Below are 19,075 nucleotides of genomic sequence, written 5' to 3' on the forward strand. Positions count from 1 at the left end.
CTAGTTCGCGGGGTAGTTCACGGTGACGCCCATGGTGCCGCCCGTGTTCTGCGAGGTGACCGTGATCGTGACTCCCTCGTCGGCGACCTTGACGCCGCCGAGCGGGTTCGACGGGTCGTTGAACGCGTCGACGTTCGTGTCGTCGAACGTCGCGTCCTGCGCCTCGGGCGGCGCGGCAGCATTGAGCGTCTCGACGTGCTGCGCCTTGCCCTTGCCGACCACGACCTCCTTGTGGAGCACGACGTCGGCGAAGTCCTTCAGGCCGAAGGTCGCGTCGAACGGCTGGCGCCGGTTGCTCGGAGCCGTGCCGTCGCTCCAGCCGAACTTGGCCGACCGCGCGTCGACCGGAAGCGCGAGGCCCGCGCCCTGGTGGTCGATCGTGTTGTTGTCGGTGTACGCCTCGTTCACCATCCAGACCAGCAGGCCCTCCTGGAACGCGAAGTGCTCCACCCAGTCGGGAGCCGTGAGGCCCTTCGAGAACTGGTACGGCCCGACCTGGAGGGTCGAGTCGTAGCCGGAGTAGGTGCGGTTCTCGGCGAGGTAGTAGCGGTCGCCGGTCGAGGAACCGGTTCCGTCGCTGCGGGTGAAGCCGCCCACGGCGGTCCAGCCGTTGTCGCCCGACTCGACGTCGTCGCTCAGCAGCGTCGTGCCGCCGCTCTTCACGACGATGTCGTCGAGGAACGCGCCCGCGAGGTGCACGCCGCCGTCGGACTGGTAGCGGAACCGGAACTGCGTGTCGGCCGAGCCGCCGGGCACCGAGTACCGAAGCGTCGTCCATTTGCCGTTCGACGTGTCGCTCAGCGACTTGCCGGCCGGCAGCCACGTCGCGCCGCCGCCGGTCGAGTACTCCGCGTAGAAGTAGTCGTAGCCGGCCTCGATGTCGTACCAGGCCTTCGCCGTGACCGTCGCCGACTTCACCTTGCTCAGGTCGAGCGTGCGGGTGAGGGTCGTGTTCAGGTCGTCGGCGCTCGAGGTCCACCACGCGTTCGAGCCGGAGTACGGCGTCGTGTACGTCTGCGTGATCTGCTCATCGGGCAGGTCGACGACGAGCGCCTGCTCCTGGCCGTCCGTCTGGAGCGCGGCCGGGCTCAGGGTGTACGAGCCCGATTCGCCCTTGTCCACGATCGCGTAGTCGAGCCAGCCGAGCTGCATCTTCTCCCACGGGCCCATGTAGTTCGGCGTCGTGCCGATGTCGTTCTGGCCGTGGTTGAGCCACGAGCCGCTCGACATGAGGGTCCAGAACGCGGTCGAGTTCTCGCCGCCGTTCGTGTCGTAGAAGTCGGGCAGGCCGAGGTCGTGCGCATACTCGTGCGCGAACACGCCGAGGCCGCCGTTCTCGGCCTCGACCGTGTAGTCGCCGATCCAGAAGCCGGTGTCGCCGATCTGGGCGCCGCCGAACTTCGCGCCCTCGGGGCCGGTCGTGCCGTAGTCGGTCGAGTTGACGTACCAGCGGTGCGACCAGATGGCGTCCTCGCCCTGGGCGCCGCCGCCGGCGTCCTCGCCCTCGCCGGCGTGCACGGCCTGGAAGTGGTCGAGGTAGCCGTCGGGCTCGTTGAAGTCACCGTCGCCGTCCGCGTCGTAGCGGTCCCAGACGTCGAACGAGGCGAGCTCGGCCTTGATGTCGGCGTCGCTCTTGCCGGCGGCCTTCTGCGCGTCGTACCAGGCGTTGCCGGTGTCCTGGATGAACTGCCAGGCGCCGCCGTAGTCCTCGACCGAGTTGTCGCCGTAGGTCGAGGCGTTGCCGGGCACCTGCACCCAGTCGCTCACCTCGCCGTCGACCGTGTAGAGCCCGTTCGACTGCTTCGAGTAGAAGTCGGCGAACGACTCGCCGTCGCCGAAGAAGAGATCTTCGTAGCTGGCCTTGTTGAAGTCGGCCATCCAGTGCGTGCTGTTGTTCACCGCACGGTCGGGCTGGGGGATCTGGTTGTGGAGCGGCCCGGGCACCGTGCCCAGCTTGCCGCTGCCCGAGTCGCCGAACTCCGACAGGATCGTGAAGATCCGTCCGGTTCCGGTGACGGACGCCTGGGCGTACTTGTCGTCGGCCGCGTCGAGGGCGACCACGCCATCCTCGTTCGGGGAGGCCTTGCCCTCCCGGATGAGCTGCTGCGCGAGCTTGCGCTGCTCGTTCTGCGACTTCGTCAGCGGCCCGGGCCGGTTGTCGAGGCGCTGGGCGGCGGCGGGAGCCGAACCGGGATCGTGGGCCGGCGGGGCCGCCACTGCCGCGGGGCCGAACGCCAGCCCCGTCATCATCGTCGCGCTCGCCGCGGTGACGGCGAGCATCGTGCGTCGTTTCACTTGCACTCCTTCGTGGAAGCGCCCGGGGTCGCCGGGCACGGTGCCGCGAGGCTAACACCGCACCCCCGGCCTGAGGAACGGCCGTTTCGAGGTTGTTACCGCTTGGTTCCGAATGTGTCCCCCGATCGTGCCGGATGTCCCCCATTGCTGTACCCCGTTCGCCATGCGGCGGCTGAACGAACGCAATGCGACCGCTATGCGAGGCCCGGATTCCCGTACTTGGACAATTGACCCACTTCGTCGTAGGCTCCTCGCATCTCGACCCCGCAACGACGCGCAAGGAGACCCGAACGTGCCCTCGACCCTGCACCGCACCGGTGCCGCACTCGCACTGGCGCTCGCCGCGAGCCTCGCCGTTCCGACGGCGGCCTCGGCCGCGACCCCCGCCCCCACGCCGGCCACGACGAGCACCTCGTCGAAGGCCGTCGGCCCCGCGGCATCCGACCGCGATCGCGGCACCGTCACGACGCCCGACGGCCGCACCTTCATCACCGACGACCAGGGTCGCGCCCTGCAGCTGCGCGGCTTCAACGCCGGCAAGTGGCAGAACGACCGGGTCACCGCCGTGGATGTCGCGGCGATGGCCGACCAGGGCTTCAACTTCCTGCGGCTGATCGTGCAGTGGGAGTACTTCGAGCCCGAGCAGGGCCACTACGACGAGGCGTACTTCGACTACGTCGAGTCGGTGCTCGACGCCGCCGACCGCGAGGGCGTGCACGTCATGCTCGACATGCACCAGGACGTGTACGGTCCGGCGTTCGGCCACGGCGGCATCCCCACGTGGGCGACCCGCACCGACGGCCTGCCCTACGAGATGGACCCGTCGAACTGGTTCAACGACTACTTCCAGCCCGCGGTCATGCGGGCGTTCACGCACCTCTACGAGGACGCCGACCTGCGCGCCGCGCAGGAGCAGCTCTGGGTGAAGCTCGCCGACCGACTCGAGGGGCACGAGAGCCTGCTCGGCTACGACCTCTTCAACGAACCGTTCGGGGAGTTCCAGGAAGGTGAGGACCTGGCGACCGCGTCGGGCCGCATCGAGGCGACGCAGCTCAGCGACATGTACGACCGGCTGATCGGCGCGATCCGCACGGTCGACGACGACGCGTGGCTGTTCGTCGAGCCGACCGTGCTCGTCGGCTACGGCGTGCCCACCCAGCTGCGCTCGTTCGACGACCCGCGCGCGGGCGGCCCGCGCATCGGCTACGCCCCGCACTTCTACAACACCGCCGTCGAAGAGGGCGGCGACTGGACCGGCGACGACGGCTTCGTCGAGAACTACGAGGCCGCGATCTCGGCCTACCCGGCGGCGAGCGGCATGCCGACGATCGTCGGCGAGTGGGGCGTGCCGAACTCGCGTACCCCGGGCAACGCGGCCCTCGTCGCCGCGCAGGTCGACTCGATGGAACGGTTCGCGAGCGGCTGGGCGATGTTCTACTGGTGCCGCAGCGCCTCGGGCGGCTACTGCGCGCTGGATGCCTCGGGGCAGGCCGCTCCCGGCAACGAACCGGCGTTCGGGCCCTACGCGCGGGCGATCTCGGGCCAGCCGGGTGCCGAGCACTTCGACGCGGCGACCGGGCGCTACACGCTGAGCTACACGGCGGCCGCCGGCCCGACCGAGCTCTGGGTGCCGAGCGCCGCGTACGCGACCGCGCCGAAGGTCTCGGTCACGGGAGGAAAGGCGCACTACGACGCGAAGAAGCAGACGCTGCGCATCACGGCGAAGCCGGGCTCGGCGGTGCAGCTGACGCTGACGCGCTGACGCTCACCCTGGGCGCGTTGAGGCTCACCCTGACGGGTTCGCGCTGGTCGTGGACCGCCGAGTCACAGGATGAGCCGGCCGGTACCCCCGCATACGGGCACGCCGGTCGGCTCATCCTGCATTCGGTCCGGCCGCCCCGCCGAGACCTCGCGTAACGCACCGGGCGGCGCCCGGCACGCGTGACTACACTCGCGATGTGAGTGCCACCCCCAGTTCCACCGTCGGTACGGCGACCGGCGAACCGCGCTTCGAGCTCGACATCGACCCGGTGCCGCGGACCGCCCGTGCCGAGGCCCTGCTCGAGGCCCTCGCGACCCGCGTCGTCATCGCCGACGGCGCGATGGGCACGATGCTGCAGCAGCACGACCTCTCGATCGAGGTCGACTTCGAGGGGCACGAGGGCTGCAACGAGGTGCTCAACGTCACCCGCCCCGACGTGATCGGCGGCATCCACGACGCGTACCTCGCGGTCGGCATCGACGCGGTCGAGACCAACACGTTCGGCGCGAACTGGTCGAACCTCTCGGACTACGGCATCGACGAGCGCATCTTCGAGCTCGCCGAGGCAGGCGCGCGCATCGCACGGGCGCGGGTCGAGGCATCCGAGGCCGACGACGGCCGCATGCGCTGGGTGCTGGGATCGATGGGCCCGGGCACCAAGCTGCCGAGCCTCGGCCACACGACCTACGACCACCTCAAGCAGACGTTCGCGCTGCAGGCCGAGGGGCTGATCGCGGGTGGGGCCGACGCCTTCCTCGTCGAGACGAGCCAGGACCTGCTGCAGACCAAGGCCGCGGTCAACGCGTGCAAGCTCGCGATCGTGCGCCGCGGCATCCGGCTGCCGATCTTCGTCGAGGTGACGGTCGAGACGACGGGCACCATGCTCATGGGCTCCGAGATCGGGGCGGCGCTCACCGCGCTCGAGCCGCTCGGCGTCGACGCGATCGGCCTGAACTGCGCCACCGGGCCGGCCGAGATGAGCGAGCACCTGCGGCACCTGTCGAAGACCTCGCGCGTGCCCGTCGCGTGCATGCCGAACGCCGGCCTGCCCGTGCTCGGCGCGAACGGCGCGCACTATCCGCTGACGCCCGCCGAGCTCGCGACCGCGCACGCCCAGTTCGTCGAGGAGTTCGGGCTCTCGCTCGTCGGCGGCTGCTGCGGCACGACGCCCGACCACCTCGCGGCGGTCGTGGAGAAGCTGCGGCCTGTCGGGGACGCGCCGGTCACGAGGCATCCCGCCCCGAACCCCGAACCCGGCGTCGCTTCGCTCTACCAGCACGTGCCGTTCCAGCAGGACGCCTCGTACCTCGCGATCGGCGAGCGCACGAACGCGAACGGGTCGAAGGCGTTCCGCGAGGCGATGCTCGAGGGCCGCTGGGACGACTGCGTCGAGATCGCGAAGTCGCAGACCCGCGTCGGCGCGCACCTGCTCGACGTGTGCATCGACTACGTGGGGCGCGACGGCGTCGCCGACATCCGCGAGGTCGTGTCGCGCTTCGCGAGCGCGTCGACCCTGCCGCTCGTCGTCGACTCGACCGAGCCAGAGGTGATCCGCGCGGGGCTCGAGCTCATCGGCGGGCGCCCGGTCGTCAACTCCGTCAACTACGAAGACGGGGATGCCGCGACCAGCCGATTCGGTCGCATCATGCCGCTCGTGAAGGAGCACGGCACGGCCGTGGTCGCGCTCACGATCGACGAGGAGGGCCAGGCCCGCACGGCCGACGGCAAGGTCGCGATCGCGTCGCGCCTCGTCGACGAGCTCACGGGCACGTGGGGCATGCGGGTCGAGGACATCATCGTCGACGCGCTGACGTTCCCGATCGCGACCGGCCAGGAGGAGACCCGCCGCGACGCGATCGAGACGATCGAGGCGATCCGCCGCATCACCACGAAGTACCCCGGCATCAACACGACCCTCGGCGTCTCGAACGTGTCGTTCGGGCTCAACCCGGCGGCGCGCAGCGTGCTGAACTCGGTGTTCCTGCACGAGGCCGTCGAAGCGGGACTCACGTCGGGCATCATCGACGCCGCGAAGATCGTGCCGCTCGCGTCGCTCTCGCCCGAGCAGCGCGAGGTCGCGCTCGACCTCGTCTGGGACCGCCGTGAGTTCGACGCCGACGGGAACGTGACCTACGACCCGCTTGCGCGGATGCTCGACCTGTTCGCGGGGGTCGACACGTCGGCGCTGCGCGACCAGCGCGCGGCAGAGCTCGCCGCGCTGCCCGTCGGCGAACGCCTCGAACGCCGCATCATCGACGGCGAGGGCAAAGGCCTCGAGGCCGACCTCGACCTCGCGCGCTCAGAGGGCATGACGGCGCTCGGCATCATCAACGACCACCTGCTCGAGGGCATGAAGGTCGTCGGCGAGCGGTTCGGCGCCGGCGAGATGCAGCTGCCGTTCGTGCTGCAGTCGGCCGAGGTCATGAAGAACGCGGTCGCGCTGCTCGAACCGCACATGGAGAAGTCCGACTCGTCGGGCAAGGGCCGCATCGTGCTCGCGACGGTCCGCGGCGACGTGCACGACATCGGCAAGAACCTCGTCGACATCATCCTCACGAACAACGGCTACGAGGTGATCAACCTCGGCATCAAGCAGCCGATCGCCGACATCATCAAGGCCGCCGAAGAGCACGACGCCGACGTGATCGGCATGTCGGGCCTGCTCGTGAAGTCGACCGTCGTGATGAAGGAGAACCTGCTCGAGCTGAACTCGCGCGGGCTCGCGAAGCGCTGGCCGGTCATCCTCGGCGGCGCGGCGCTCACCCGCACGTACGTCGAGGACGACCTCGACGGGATCTTCGACGGCCAGGTGCGCTACGCCCGCGACGCCTTCGAGGGGCTCGCCCTCATGGAGCCGCTCGTGAAGATCGCCCGCGGCGCCGACCCCGACGAGGTCGGGCTGCCGCCGCTCAAGAAGCGCATCCACGCGGCCGGTTCGCGCCTCACGCTGACCGAGCCCGACGCGATGCCGGCGCGGTCGGATGTCGCGACCGACAATCCCGTGCCTGCGCCGCCGTTCTGGGGCACTCGCATCGTGCGGGGCATCGCGCTCGCCGACTATGCGGCCTACCTCGACGAGCGGGCGACGTTCATGGGGCAGTGGGGCCTCAAGCCCGGACGCGGTGAAGACGGCGCGACCTACGAAGAGCTGGTCGAGCGCGAGGGTCGGCCGCGCCTGCGGTACTGGCTCGACCGCATCCTCTCCGAGGGGTTGTTGGATGCCTCGGTGGCGTACGGCTTCTTCCCCGTGGTGTCGGAGGATGACGACGTCGTCGTGCTGCACCATGGCGACGACCCGGCCGGCGTGCTCGGCGTGCCCGGGCTGCTCGCGCCCGACGGCGGTTCTGGCGGCACCATCGGCGCCGACCGCCTGCGCTTCCACTTCCCGCGGCAGCGTCGCGACCGGCACCTGTGCCTCGCCGACTTCGTGCGGTCGCGCGAGTCGGGGCAGGTCGACGTGCTGCCCGTGCAGCTCGTGACCGCCGGCGCGAAGATCGACGACTTCACCGCGAAGCTCTTCGCCGAGAACAAGTACCGCGACTACTACGAGGTCAACGGCCTCGTGATGCAGCTGACCGAGGCGCTCGCCGAGTTCTGGCACGCGCGCATCCGATCGGAGCTCGGCTTCGCCGGCGAGGACCCGACCGACACGGCCGGCCTCTTCAAGCTCGAGTACCGCGGAGCGCGGTTCTCGCTCGGCTACCCGGCGTGCCCCGAGATGGAGGATCGCCGCAAGGTGGTCGAACTGCTGCGCCCCGAGCGCATGGGCGTCGAGCTCAGCGAGGAGCTGCAGCTGCACCCCGAGCAGTCGACCGACGCGTTCGTCTTCCACCACCCCGAGGCGAAGTACTTCTCCGTCTGACCGCATTCCGCTGGTCGGGAGACACCGGTGGTCGAGTAGCGACGCAGGAGCGTATCGAGACCCTCGGCGAGCCGCTCTCGGGGGCGGGTCACCCGGTCTCGATACGCGTGCTCCTTCGTCGCGCGCTACTCGACCGCCGGTGGTTACGCGTGCTCCTGCGTCGCGCGCTACTCGACCGCCGGAGCGGCCGGAGTCAACCGCACCCGCCGCAGTGCAGCGAGCGCGGCCGGCCCGAACGCCGCGAGGCCCACGACGGTCGTGACGGCGCGCAGCGTGTCCCACGTGAGGGTCGATGTCGTGAGCGAGTACAGCCAGAACGACGCGAGGTTCTGCGCGAGCGGCGCTCCCGATTCGTACGAGATGCCGGTGCCGCCGCCGACCGCGAACGGCCAGAACCACAGGTTCATGATGAGCCCGAACGCGTACGACGCGGCGACCCCGTAGACCGACAACAGCACGACCTCGCTGAGCCGGCTGCCGCGCCCCCATCTCCGCGGCAGCATCCCGGCCCCCGCACCCACCCAGGCGCACGCGAACATCTGGAACGGCGTCCACGGCCCGAACCCGCCCGTCATCGTCGACGACAGGGCGATCGCGAGCACGCCGAGCAGGAAGCCGAACCGCGCACCGAACACCCGCCCCGCGAGGATGAGGATGACGAACACCGCCTCGACCCCGCCGACCCCCGTGCCGACGACGCGCACCGCCGCCGCGACCGCGGTGAGCGTCCCGAGCAGCGCGAGCGTCTTCGCCGAGCGGAATCCGCCGTCGACCGCGAGCACCGCGACGATCGCGATGAGGGGCGCGAGCGCGAGCGCCGCCCAGGGGGCTGCGGCCTGCGCGTCCGACGGCAGTGCGGGTGCGATGAGCGGCCACGCGAACGCCGCGGCCGCGACGAGGCTGCCGCCGGCGAGCAGCAGCGTCGACCACGACGGCAGGCGACGCCGGCGCCCTGACGCCGGGGCGACCGGGGGAGTGGGCGGAGCCGTGAGCGCGCTCATGCGGCACCTCCCGCCGGGGTCGGCGCGTCGGTACGTTCTACACGCGACTCGGCCAGCCGGCCGTCGACCATCGTGAGCTCGCGGTCGGCGACGTCCGCGGCGAAGCCGCGATCGTGGGTCGCGACGACGACCGTGCGTCCCCGGTCGGCGATGAGGCGCAGGGATCGCGCGAGGGCGGCCTGCGCCTGCGGGTCGAGTCCCCGGGTCGGTTCGTCGACGAGCAGCACGGATGCCTCGCCCGCGGCCTGCACCGCGATCACGAGCAGCCGCCGCTGTCCGGCCGACAGGTCGCGCGGATGCCGCCCGGCGAGTTGGTCGATCGCTGGTTGAGGAGCGCCCGACGAAGTCGGACGCGTCTCGAAACCGCGCGTCGGGCGCGGGTGTTCGTGAGGTGTCGACTCACTCGCTCCACCTCGACCGACGGTGGCCCCGAGCAACTCCGTGAACAGCGCCCACGTCGTGCCGCGCGGACGTCGCCCGGTGCGATCGGCGCGGCGGCACTCGGCCTCGACGGTGTCGGTGAACAGCAGGTCGTCGGAGCGATCTGGCACGAGGGCCACCGAGCGAGGCGTCGATCGGTCGCGGCGTCGGCCCGGGGCATCCTCGTCGGCGGTGCGGACCGTGCCGGCGTCGCCGCCGAGCGCGATCGCGGTGAGCAGGCTCGACTTGCCGGCGCCGTTGGGTCCGCCGATCGCGACGATCTCGCCGGGCGCGGCCGAGAACGACACGTCGTCGACCGCGACCCGGTCGCCGTGCCGCACCGTAATGCCGTCGACCCGAAGCCCCCCGCCTTGCCGGTCGAGGAGCGACGAATCTCCCTCCCGGTGGTCGAGGAGCGACGAAGGAGCGTATCGAGACCCTCGTACGTCGACTCCGGTGGTCGAGGAGCGACGAAGGACCGTATCGAGACCCTCGCGTGTGTGGTCTCGATACGGCGCGGGCGCGCCTACTCGACCGACGGAGCCGGCCGTACCCTCCACGAGCACGCCGTCGGCGATCTCGAGCCACCGGTCGGCGACCGCTGCGAACGCATCGGCGCGATGCTCGGCGACGAGCACGCAGACGCCGGCCTCGTGCGCGATGCGTCCGAGGAGCGCGGTGATGCGCGCCCGGGCCTCGGGGTCGAGGTCGGCCAGTGGTTCGTCGACGAGCAGCAGCACGGGCTGCTCGACGATCGCCGCCCCGATCGCGACCAGCGCGCCCTCGCCGGCCGACAGCGTGCGCAGGTCGCGGCCGACGAGGTGCTCGGCGCCGATGCGGGCGAGCACCTCGGCCACGCGGGACGCGACGATCACGGGCGCGACGCCGCGCACCGTGAGCGCGAAGCCGATCTCGTCGTCGACGGTCTCGCTCGTGAAGCCGAGTCGAGGATCCTGGGCGACCACACCGACGAACCCGGCGGTGTCGCGCGCGGCGACCGTGAGTCGATCGACCCCGCCCACGGTGATCGAGCCGCTCGCGCGTCCGCCGTCGACGTGTGTGTGCACGCCGCTCAGCGTGTCGAGCAGGGTCGATTTGCCCGAGCCGGTCGGGCCGGCGAGCACCGTGAGGGTGCCGGGCTCGAGTCGGAGTTCGGGCACCGAGAGCGACCAGTCGGTGGCCTGCGCACCCTGGGCAGCGGCATCCCGCCCGCCGCCGTCAGCGCCGTGGGTCAGCACCGCACCGCGCACCTCGACGGGCCGCGCGCAGTCGCCCTCGACCCGGTGGGATGCGGCGAACCCGCGCACCTCCATGGCCGCGGCGATCGCGATCGAGCGTTCGATGGTGTGCTCGAGGATGGGCACGACGAGCGCGCCCGCGCCACGTTCGCCGCGAAGTCGACGGGCGATCCGCACCCGGCGCACGGCGTCGGCGAGGGCCGGGAACGTCGACCATGCGATCACGAGCGCCCGGGCCGAGCCCGCGAGCGGCCCGCCACGGGCGGCCCGTGCGAACACCCGCGACACATCGATGCACGCGTTGACGACGCCGAACGCGAGGATGACGATCGCGATCGGCAGTGCGCTCTCGACCGCGGCGACGAGTCCGCCGGTCGTGATCGGCCCGAACATCGCCACATGCTCGAACGGCGCGGGCAGCCGCACGACCGGCAGGTCGACGAGCACGACCCCCGATCCGCCCGCGCCGGCGAACAGCACCCGGTACACGACGCGGGTCGCGACGAACACCGCCGCGAGCACGATCGCGAGGCGGAGCGGAGCGGGTCGGAACCGGAACATCGGGGTCAGGATACGGGTGGGTGGGTTGAGGAGCGAGCGCAGCGAGCGTCTCGAAACCCGACTATTCCGCCGGCGAGGCCGGCGCGTCGTTGAGCGTGAAGAGCAGTTCGACCGCGTCGCCGGGCTGCAGTTCGAGGGTCGGCAGGCCCTCCTGCGCGTAGGCCCACTCGCCGCCCGCGGTGCGCTGCCAGAGCGCCCAGTACGCGAACGCGGCGGGCATCGACGCGCAGGTCTCGTGGTACTCGGTGCCGTCGGCCGCGGTGATGAGGGTCGACTCGGCGGGCTCGCCGTTGACGCGGCAGACGACCTGGTCGCCCCACTCGTCGGTGCCCTCGGTCGTGACGCCGGCCTCGTCGAGCGCGTCGGCCGCGAGGATCGGCCCGTCGGTGTCGACGCACGCCGCGAGGTCGATGGGCTCGGGCACCTCGAGGTCGCCCGAGTCGACGATGACGGCCACACCGGCGCACTCGTCGAGCACGGTGGCGGCGTCGGCGGTGGCCTCGGCGGTCGCGGCCGCGGTGGGCTCGGCCGACTCGCCCTGCGATCCGGAGGGCGACGCCGAACACGCGGCGAGGGCGAGCACGAGCAGGGGCAGGGCCGCGAGCACGGGCCGAAGTCGAGTCATCCTTCGAGCGTAGGCGGACGTTGCGCGCTGTGACGCCGCATGACCGCCGACCGCATCGGCACAGACCCTTCCCACCCGGGAGCGCCGGCTCTGGTGCGCCAGGCGCACCAGAGCCGTAGTTGCCGGGAAGAAGAACTCATCTGCCGCGATCTGTCGATATCGGTGCGCCCCGTTCGACGTCCAGAATGAAGGCGGATGCTCCGCCGCTCACTCATCCCGGAAGGAACGACCATGCGCTCCATCATCGTGACCGCGTTCATCAGCCTCGACGGCGTCGTCGACTCACCCGGCGGCGGCGACCACCCGCGCGCAGGCTGGACGTTCAAGGAGGTGCCCTTCGTCGAGGAGGCGTACGAGCTCAAGGGCTCCGAGCAGCTCGAGGCCGGGGCGCTGCTGCTCGGCCGGGTCAGCTACCAGGAGTTCGCGCCGGTCTGGCCCTCGATGGTGGAGGAGTTCGCCGAGTACAACGCGATGCCGAAGTACGTCGTCTCGACGACCCTCGACGAGGCCGACCTCGTGCCCGAGTGGCACGACACGAACCTGCTGCGCTCGCTCGACGACGTCGCCCGGCTCAAGGAGGGCGACGGCGCCCCGATCATCGTGCACGGCAGCGCGACCCTCGCGCAGGGCCTCGCCGCTGCCGGACTCGTCGACCGGTACCACCTGCTCGTCTTCCCGGTGCTGCTCGGCAGCGGCAAGCGGCTCTTCGGCGACGACCCGGGTCTCACCACGAAGCTCGACCTCGTCGACCAGGCGGCGTATTCGAACGGCATCGTGAAGGCCGTCTACGACGTCGCTCGCCCCATCGCCGGTTGAGGAGCGCCGAGCGGAGCGGGGACGGCCCCACGCGGGTTGAGGAGCGCCGACGCGGAGCGGCGACGCGTCTCGAAACCCCACCGCCCGTGTCCCCCGAAATACCGGCTGCGCGCACGCCGCGTTTGTCGCTAGTTTGGGGGCATGGTCGGCCTTCCGGGGCCGCGGTCGCTCACGATGTCGTGGGTGCTCGTCCATCGGAGGGCTTGATCGTCGTGTCGAAACGCAACGTTCAGTCGTAACGAGAGATGAGGGCCACGATGAGATCCGGACAACGACCCCCGAACGCGCGGCGACGTGCGCTCGCCGCCGCGGGAGCACTGCTGCTCGGTGCATCCCTGATGACGGCGACCGCTGCGGTCGCAGAGGACGACCCGCGAGTCGACCTGCCCGCCGGCTACCTCGATGCCGAGGTCGCGACGAGCAACCTCGACCTGCTGTCGAGCACGCCGCGCGTCGACCCGTTCAACGCGGTGCCGGGCGACTTCGGGTTCGTCAACTCCGACCTCGCCTTCACGGGCGACAGCGCGATCGTGGGCAACTTCAACGGGTTCCAGGTCTACGACGTCTCCGACCCGGCCGCGCCCACGCTGCGGTCGTCGTTCGTGTGCCCCGGCGGCCAGGGCGACGTGTCGGTGTACGGCGACCTGCTGTTCATGTCGGTGGAGGAGACGCGCGGCCGCATCGACTGCGGCACGCAGGGCGCGCCCGGCTCGGTGAACCCCGAGCGGTTCCGCGGCGTGCGCATCTTCGACATCAGCGACATCGACAACCCGGTGCAACTGCCGGGCGTGCAGACCTGTCGCGGATCGCACACGCACACCCTCGTCACCGACCCCGACGACGCCGAGAACCTCTACATCTACAACTCGGGCACCTCGGGCGTCCGGTCGGGCCTCGAGCTCGCCGGCTGCGAGAACCCACCGGCCACGACCGAGCCGGTCACGACGGGCAACCCGACGCAGTGGCGCATCGACGTCATCAAGGTGCCGCTCGCGGCGCCCGAGACGGCGGCGATCGTCAGCCAGCCGCGCATCTTCACCGACCCCGAGACGGGCGCGTTCAACGGCCTGCAGAACGGGCCGACCCAGCCGCTGCACCCGTCGGGCACGCGGTACTCGCCGAACCCGAACACGAACACGTGCCACGACATCACCGCCTACCCCGAGATCGGGCTCGCGGCCGGAGCCTGCCAGGGCAACGGCATCCTGCTCGACATCTCCGACCCGGTGAACCCGGTGCGCATCGATGCCGTCGCCGACCCGAACTTCTCGTACTGGCACTCGGCGACGTTCAACAACGACGGCACGAAGGTCATCTTCACCGACGAGTGGGGTGGCGGCACGGCCGCGCGGTGCCGCTCGACCGACCAGCCCGAGTGGGGTGCCGACGCGCTGTTCGACATCGTCGACGGCAAGCTGCAGTTCGCGAGCTACTACAAGCTTCCGGTGCCGCAGACGACGCAGGAGAACTGCGTCGCCCACAACGGCTCGCTCATCCCGGTGCCGGGCCGCGACATCATGGTGCAGGCGTGGTACCAGGGCGGTCTCTCGGTGATCGACTTCACCGACACGGCGCACCCGAAGGAGATCGCCTTCCTCGACCGCGGGCCGATCAACACCCCGAACGCGAGCGGGCTGAACCTCGGCGGCTACTGGTCGACGTACTGGTACAACGGCAACGTGCTCGGCAGCGAGATCGCGCGCGGCTTCGACACGATGGCGCTCACACCGAGCGACGACCTGTCGGCGAACGAGATCGAGGCGGCCGCTGAGGTGCGCTTCGACCAGTTCAACGCCCAGCTGCAGCCGGGCATCGTGCACACGCCGAGCTTCGCGGTCGCCCGGTCGTACGTCGACCAGGCCGAGCGCGACGGCAGCCTGAGCGGTGCCGCGCTCGCCGAGGTGCGCAAGCACGTCGACAAGGCCGAGAAGCTGGCCGGCGGTTCGGCCGCCGACCGTGCGGTGGTCGCGCAGCTCGACAACGCGGTGCGCAAGTCGGGTGCTCCGGCCGACTCGAACCTCGTGGAGGGGCTGACCGCGCTGGCGGCGACCTTCCAGTGAGCGAGACGGCGGGGAGGCCGGTCGGCCTCCCCGCCGACGAACCGGGGCCCGGTGGTCGACGACCGCCGGGCCCCGTCGCGTCTGCGGCGCGGCGCTGCATCGCGTGGGCGTGTCCCGGCGGGCATCAGGTGCGGGATGCCGCGGGCCTCGCCGCGCGCGGCGTCAGCCTTCGCGCTCGGCGAGCATCTGCTGCATCCGCGCGATCTCGATGCCCTGGTCGGATTCGACGTGCCGGGCGAACTGGTCGGTCGCCGACTCCTGCCCGCCGCCGTCGGCGTAGAGGTCGTCGACCATCTGCACGGCGCCCTCGTGGTGCTGGATCATGTACTCGAGGAAGAGCCGGTCGAACTCGTCGCCCGACGCCGCCTCGAGCTCGGCGAACTGCTCGTAGGTGAGCATGCCCGGCATCGATGCCGCGTCGTGCCCGTCGTGGCCGCTGCCGTCGCCGTTCACCGGGATGAACCGCTCCTGCAGCCAGCTCGTGATCTGGGCCTTCTCGTCGGTCTGGCTCACCGACATGCGTTCGGCGAGCAGCCGGATGTCGCGGTCGTCGGTGCGGTCGTCCACGAGCGTCGTCATCTCGATGGCCTGCTGGTGGTGCCGGATCATCGCGAGCATGAACGCCGAGTCGACCTCGTTGTGTTCGGGCGTGTCGAGGCCGGCGGCCTCCTCGGGCGAGAGCGTGCGGTTCGATTCGCCGGGGGCGCCGAGCTGCACGACGGGGCTCGTCGGTTCGGGGGAGTCGGGCTGCGACGGCGTGCACGCCGTGAGCGCGACCGCGAGCACGATCGGGGATGCCGCAAGGAGGGCCGTGCGTGCGCTGTAGGGGCGCCGTGACGTCATCCGCTTACCTCGTCTTCGTCGATGGGCAGTCGATGGCACTGCGTCGCGGGGCGCCTCGCGGCGTTCCGCACGATGTCTCCATCTAACCCGAGTCGGGTCGCGGTGGGAATCGGGCCGGTCCCGTCCGCGCGCGTCCACGGCGGTCGCGTCGGTGCTCAGCTGAGCGTGCCGACGAACTCGCGCACCCGCGCCGCCATCGCCTCGGGCACCTCGCCGACCGTGAAGTGGCCGCCCTCGGGCAGCCGTTCGAAGACGCGCAGGTCGCGGTAGTGGCGACGGGCCAGCGACTCGGGGTAGGCGGCCTCGTGCCGCTGGATGAAGACGGCGGCCGGCACACCGGTCGGCGGGATCGGGTCGGGCTGGTCGGCACCTTCGTAGTAGGGCCGGAACGACGAGCCGATCGACTGGGTGCCCCAGTAGATCATCGCCTCGGTGAGGATGCGGTCGCGCGAGATGCGCCGCTCGACCGCGCTCGGGTCGCCGGGCGGGGTGTCGCTCCACTCGACGAGTTTCTCGGCGAGCCAGGCGATCAGGCCCGCGGGCGAGTCGTTGAGCGCGACCGCGAGGGTGTCGGGCCGGGTGGCCTGTACGTGCCCGTACGCGCCGTCGGTCTCGTGCCGGTCGGCGAGCGCGGCGAAGAAGGCGCGCTCGGCGGGGTCGGTCAGCGCTTCGCGCTCGCCGCTCGTGGGGAAGTGCGCGTGGGTCGCGACGATCGCGGCGACCTCGTCGGGATGGGTCGCCGCGATCAGGTCGCTCACGTTGGCCGTGACGTCTTCGCCGTAGGTGACGTAGCGTTCGTAGCCGAGCACCTCGGTCATGAGCGCGTGCATCGTCTCGGCGAGACGTCGCTCGCTCATGGGCCCGTCGGCGTACGGCGTCGAGAAGGCGAAGCCCGGCAGGCTCGGCACGACGACGTGGAAGTCGTGCAGCAGGTCGGCGAAGTCGAGCTGGAGCGCGAACGTGTGCGGCCAGCCGTGCATCACGAGCAGCGCGGGTGCATCGGGCCGCCGCGAGCGCAGGTGCACGAAGTGCACGTCGGCGCCGCCGACGTTGGCGATGAACTGGGGATGCCGGTTGAGCCACGCCTCGCGCGACCGCCAGTCCCACGTCGCCCAGCTGTCGATGAGGCCGCGCAGGTAGTCGCGGCCCATGCCCGCGGCCGGCCGGCGTGGCGAGTCGTCGAGCAGGCGGCTGCGTGCGAGGCGCGCTCGAAGGTCGTCGAGCACGTCGTCGTGGACCCGGATCTCGAATGGTTCGAGCTCGCTCATGCGCCCGAGGCTACGCGGGCCCGCCGACATCGAAGGCCGCTGGTCGGCGCGGGGCGCCGGCTCGGAGCGCCGGCAGCCGCCCGGCCGGTCGCGGCTACGCGCGCGGCGGCGCCACCGAGTCTCGCTCCACGAGATGCTGGTCGAGCACCTTCGTGACCGGGGGTGCGCCGTCGCCGCCGATGCGGCGGATCAGCAGCCGGGCGGCCTCCGCGCCGATCTCGTGGATCGGCTGCGACATGACCGTCACCCCGGGGGTGGTGAGCTCGGTCCAGTCCGCGTCGTCGAACGCGACGAGCGAGACCTCGTCGGGGATCGAGACGCCGATGCGGCGCGCGGCGCGGAATGCGGCGAGCGCGACGAGGCTGTCGGAGGCGATGATCGCGGTCGCCGGTTCGGCCGATCCGAGGATGCGCTCGGCGAGCACCTCGACGCCGTCGCGGCGCGCGTTGACGTGCACGAATCGGTCGGGGTGCGGTACCCCCGCTTCGGCGAGTGCCGACGTGAAGCCCTCGACGCGGTCGGCGACCGACGTCGACGAGAGGGTGTCGCCCAACCGGTAGTCGCCGTCGTGGGCGATCGTCGAGATGAACGCGATGCGGCGATGTCCTGCGGCGAGCAGCAGCTCGGTCAGGCGGCGAGCGCCCGCGCGGTTCGCGGCGATGACGGTGTCGACCGCGAGTCCGGGAACGGCGCGGTCGAAGAGCACGAGCGGTCGCCCCGATTCGACGACGGGCAGCAGGTTCGTCGCGTCGAGCGACGATGCGGGGGCGACGAGCAGCCCGTCGACGCGCTTCGCGAGCTGTACGGCGATGGCCTTCGCCTCGGCGGCCGCGACCTCGTCGGAGTTCGAGAGGATGAGGTCGAACCCGGCGGCGACGGCGACGTCGGCGGCACCCCGAGTCGCCTGTGCGAAGAACGGGTTCTCGATGTCGCCGACGACGATGCCGAGCGTGTTCGAGCGGCCGGTGCTCATGGTGCGGGCGAGTGCGTTGGGTCGATACCCGAGGTCTTCGGCGGCGCGTTGCACGCGGTCGCGCACGGCGTCGCTGACCGCCCCGTAGTCGCCGAGCGCCCGTGCCGCGGTCGCCTTCGAGACCTTCGCGGCGGCGGCGACGTCGCTCACGGTCACCTCGCGGCGGCCATTGCCGTTCTCGCTCACGTCACCTCCTCTGATCGGACGTCTCTCGACGGTACTGGTTGACGCGCGGCGATTGCGCGAGTACTCTCCCGAGAAACGAATTGAGACCGGTCTCACTCTACGAGACTGAGACCGGTCTCAACAACTTTCGTCCGGCGGATGACCTCCGCCACGCAGCATCCGCCCGCACCGACGACCACGTACCACCCGCAGTTCAGAGAGGAACCACCCCCATGAGCATCCGCTCCACCTTCCGCCGCGCGGCCCTCGCCGCAGCGGCGCTCACCGCAGCCGTCGCGCTCGCCGCCTGCTCGTCGGGCGGCAATGCCGCGATCGGCGAGTCGGCCGACGACAACCCTTACTGACTCATCACCCCCGGCCAGATCCGCGTCGCGAGCCTCGGCGACGCGAAGCCCTACACCTTCACCGACGAGTCGGGCGAGTTCACCGGCTTCGACGTCGAGCTCTTCACCGATGTCGCGAACCGCATGGGCTACGACGACGTCGTCTTCACGGGACAGGACTTCTCGGGCCTGCTCGCCGCGGTCGCCAACGGCCAGTTCGACGTCGGCGTCGCCGCGATCGGCATCACCGACGAGCGCAAGCAGACCGTCGACTTCTCCGACGGCTACCTCGCGGGCTACCTCACCGTGATGGCTGCGGCCGACTCGGGCATCACCGACGAGGCGAGCCTCGCGGGCAAGCGACTCGGCGTCGTGCAGGGCACCCTGCAGGAGGCCTACGCGGTCAAGCACTTCACCGACACCGAACTCGTGCGCTTCCCCGACAACAACGCCGCGATCTCGGCCGTCAACAGCGGCTCGATCGACGCGCACTTCCTCGACTACGAAGCCGCGAAGGAGTACGCCGAGCAGTACGGCCTCGTGAACGCGATCGACATCCCGTCGTTCGACGCGCCGGCCGGCTTCGCGATCGCGAAGGGCAAGCCCGAGTTCCAGGCCGCGCTCAACGAGGCGCTCCACGCCGCGATGGAGGACGGCACCTGGAAGGAGCTCTACCAGAAGTGGTTCCCGGGCTCGCCGATGCCCGACCAGTACCTGCCGTCGGCCGAGCAGACCGGCGAGCCCACCGAGGCGCCCGCCGAGTAGGCATCGAAGCGGGTCGGATGCCGCGGCGGCATCGACCACGCGGCATCCGACCCGCATCTCATCTCGACAACGGAGCA

General features: G+C 71.0%; 11 protein-coding genes and 1 pseudogene. 5 read left to right on the forward strand and 7 right to left on the reverse strand.

Annotated features, from left to right (window positions below):
* Positions 1 to 2,295 (reverse strand): immune inhibitor A domain-containing protein, encoded by a 2,295-nt coding sequence (locus MUN74_RS11840; protein WP_244852381.1) that lies wholly within the window; start codon positions 2,293 to 2,295, stop codon positions 1 to 3.
* A gap of 292 nt (positions 2,296 to 2,587) precedes the next feature.
* Here MUN74_RS11840 and MUN74_RS11845 point away from each other — a divergent pair, with 292 nt between their 5' ends.
* Together MUN74_RS11845 and metH are read left to right on the forward strand one after the other, a co-directional pair.
* Complete coding sequence (locus MUN74_RS11845; protein ID WP_244852383.1) at positions 2,588 to 4,057, forward strand: cellulase family glycosylhydrolase; 1,470 nt, start codon at positions 2,588 to 2,590, stop codon at positions 4,055 to 4,057.
* 268 nt (positions 4,058 to 4,325) lie between these two features.
* On the forward strand, positions 4,326 to 7,919 hold the full coding sequence (gene metH / locus MUN74_RS11850; protein WP_244856437.1) for a methionine synthase: 3,594 nt from the start codon (positions 4,326 to 4,328) through the stop codon (positions 7,917 to 7,919).
* Positions 7,920 to 8,086: 167 nt separating this feature from the next.
* Here the strand turns inward: metH and MUN74_RS11855 are convergent, their stop codons facing one another.
* The 3 genes from MUN74_RS11855 to MUN74_RS11865 all read right to left on the reverse strand — a co-directional run bounded on the left by MUN74_RS11855 (position 8,087) and on the right by MUN74_RS11865 (position 11,764).
* Positions 8,087 to 8,920, reverse strand: coding sequence for an ECF transporter S component family protein (locus MUN74_RS11855; protein ID WP_244852384.1), 834 nt, complete (start codon positions 8,918 to 8,920; stop codon positions 8,087 to 8,089).
* Positions 8,917 to 11,139, reverse strand: coding sequence for an ATP-binding cassette domain-containing protein (locus tag MUN74_RS11860; RefSeq protein WP_244852385.1), 2,223 nt, complete (start codon positions 11,137 to 11,139; stop codon positions 8,917 to 8,919). The genes MUN74_RS11855 and MUN74_RS11860 overlap by 4 nt, the downstream gene beginning before the upstream one ends.
* A gap of 61 nt (positions 11,140 to 11,200) precedes the next feature.
* Positions 11,201 to 11,764, reverse strand: a complete 564-nt coding sequence (locus MUN74_RS11865; protein WP_244852386.1) for a hypothetical protein — start codon at positions 11,762 to 11,764, stop codon at positions 11,201 to 11,203.
* Positions 11,765 to 11,995: 231 nt separating this feature from the next.
* On the opposite strand from MUN74_RS11865, the gene MUN74_RS11870 reads away from it, so the two are divergent.
* Together MUN74_RS11870 and MUN74_RS11875 are read left to right on the forward strand one after the other, a co-directional pair.
* Positions 11,996 to 12,580 (forward strand): dihydrofolate reductase family protein, encoded by a 585-nt coding sequence (locus MUN74_RS11870; RefSeq protein ID WP_244852387.1) that lies wholly within the window; start codon positions 11,996 to 11,998, stop codon positions 12,578 to 12,580.
* Between the two features lie 257 nt (positions 12,581 to 12,837).
* Positions 12,838 to 14,640, forward strand: coding sequence for an LVIVD repeat-containing protein (locus MUN74_RS11875; RefSeq protein ID WP_244852388.1), 1,803 nt, complete (start codon positions 12,838 to 12,840; stop codon positions 14,638 to 14,640).
* A 162-nt stretch (positions 14,641 to 14,802) separates the two neighbouring features.
* Here MUN74_RS11875 and MUN74_RS11880 read toward each other — a convergent pair whose 3' ends face one another.
* From MUN74_RS11880 to MUN74_RS11890, 3 genes are all read right to left on the reverse strand, one after another.
* Complete coding sequence (locus tag MUN74_RS11880; RefSeq protein ID WP_244852390.1) at positions 14,803 to 15,483, reverse strand: DUF305 domain-containing protein; 681 nt, start codon at positions 15,481 to 15,483, stop codon at positions 14,803 to 14,805.
* A gap of 155 nt (positions 15,484 to 15,638) precedes the next feature.
* Complete coding sequence (locus MUN74_RS11885) at positions 15,639 to 16,751, reverse strand: epoxide hydrolase family protein (protein WP_244852392.1); 1,113 nt, start codon at positions 16,749 to 16,751, stop codon at positions 15,639 to 15,641.
* A 94-nt stretch (positions 16,752 to 16,845) separates the two neighbouring features.
* Positions 16,846 to 17,910: a LacI family DNA-binding transcriptional regulator gene (locus MUN74_RS11890; protein WP_244852394.1), complete on the reverse strand. Its 1,065-nt coding sequence runs from the start codon at positions 17,908 to 17,910 to the stop codon at positions 16,846 to 16,848.
* A gap of 212 nt (positions 17,911 to 18,122) precedes the next feature.
* On the opposite strand from MUN74_RS11890, the pseudogene MUN74_RS11895 reads away from it, so the two are divergent.
* Positions 18,123 to 18,998, forward strand: a pseudogene (locus MUN74_RS11895) (ABC transporter substrate-binding protein).
* Positions 18,999 to 19,075 lie beyond the last annotated feature (77 nt).

Source organism: Agromyces sp. H17E-10 (assembly GCF_022919715.1).
Classification (GTDB): domain Bacteria; phylum Actinomycetota; class Actinomycetes; order Actinomycetales; family Microbacteriaceae; genus Agromyces.

Excerpts from the sequence above, each read along its gene's own strand:
- MUN74_RS11855 (WP_244852384.1), bottom strand. The coding sequence starts at position 8,920 with ATGAGCGCGCTCACGGCTCCGCCCACTCCCCCGGTCGCCCCGGCGTCA.
- MUN74_RS11860 (WP_244852385.1), bottom strand. The coding sequence starts at position 11,139 with ATGTTCCGGTTCCGACCCGCTCCGCTCCGCCTCGCGATCGTGCTCGCG.
- MUN74_RS11865 (WP_244852386.1), bottom strand. The coding sequence starts at position 11,764 with ATGACTCGACTTCGGCCCGTGCTCGCGGCCCTGCCCCTGCTCGTGCTC.
- MUN74_RS11870 (WP_244852387.1), top strand. The coding sequence starts at position 11,996 with ATGCGCTCCATCATCGTGACCGCGTTCATCAGCCTCGACGGCGTCGTC.
- MUN74_RS11875 (WP_244852388.1), top strand. The coding sequence starts at position 12,838 with ATGAGATCCGGACAACGACCCCCGAACGCGCGGCGACGTGCGCTCGCC.
- MUN74_RS11880 (WP_244852390.1), bottom strand. The coding sequence starts at position 15,483 with ATGACGTCACGGCGCCCCTACAGCGCACGCACGGCCCTCCTTGCGGCA.
- MUN74_RS11885 (WP_244852392.1), bottom strand. The coding sequence starts at position 16,751 with ATGAGCGAGCTCGAACCATTCGAGATCCGGGTCCACGACGACGTGCTC.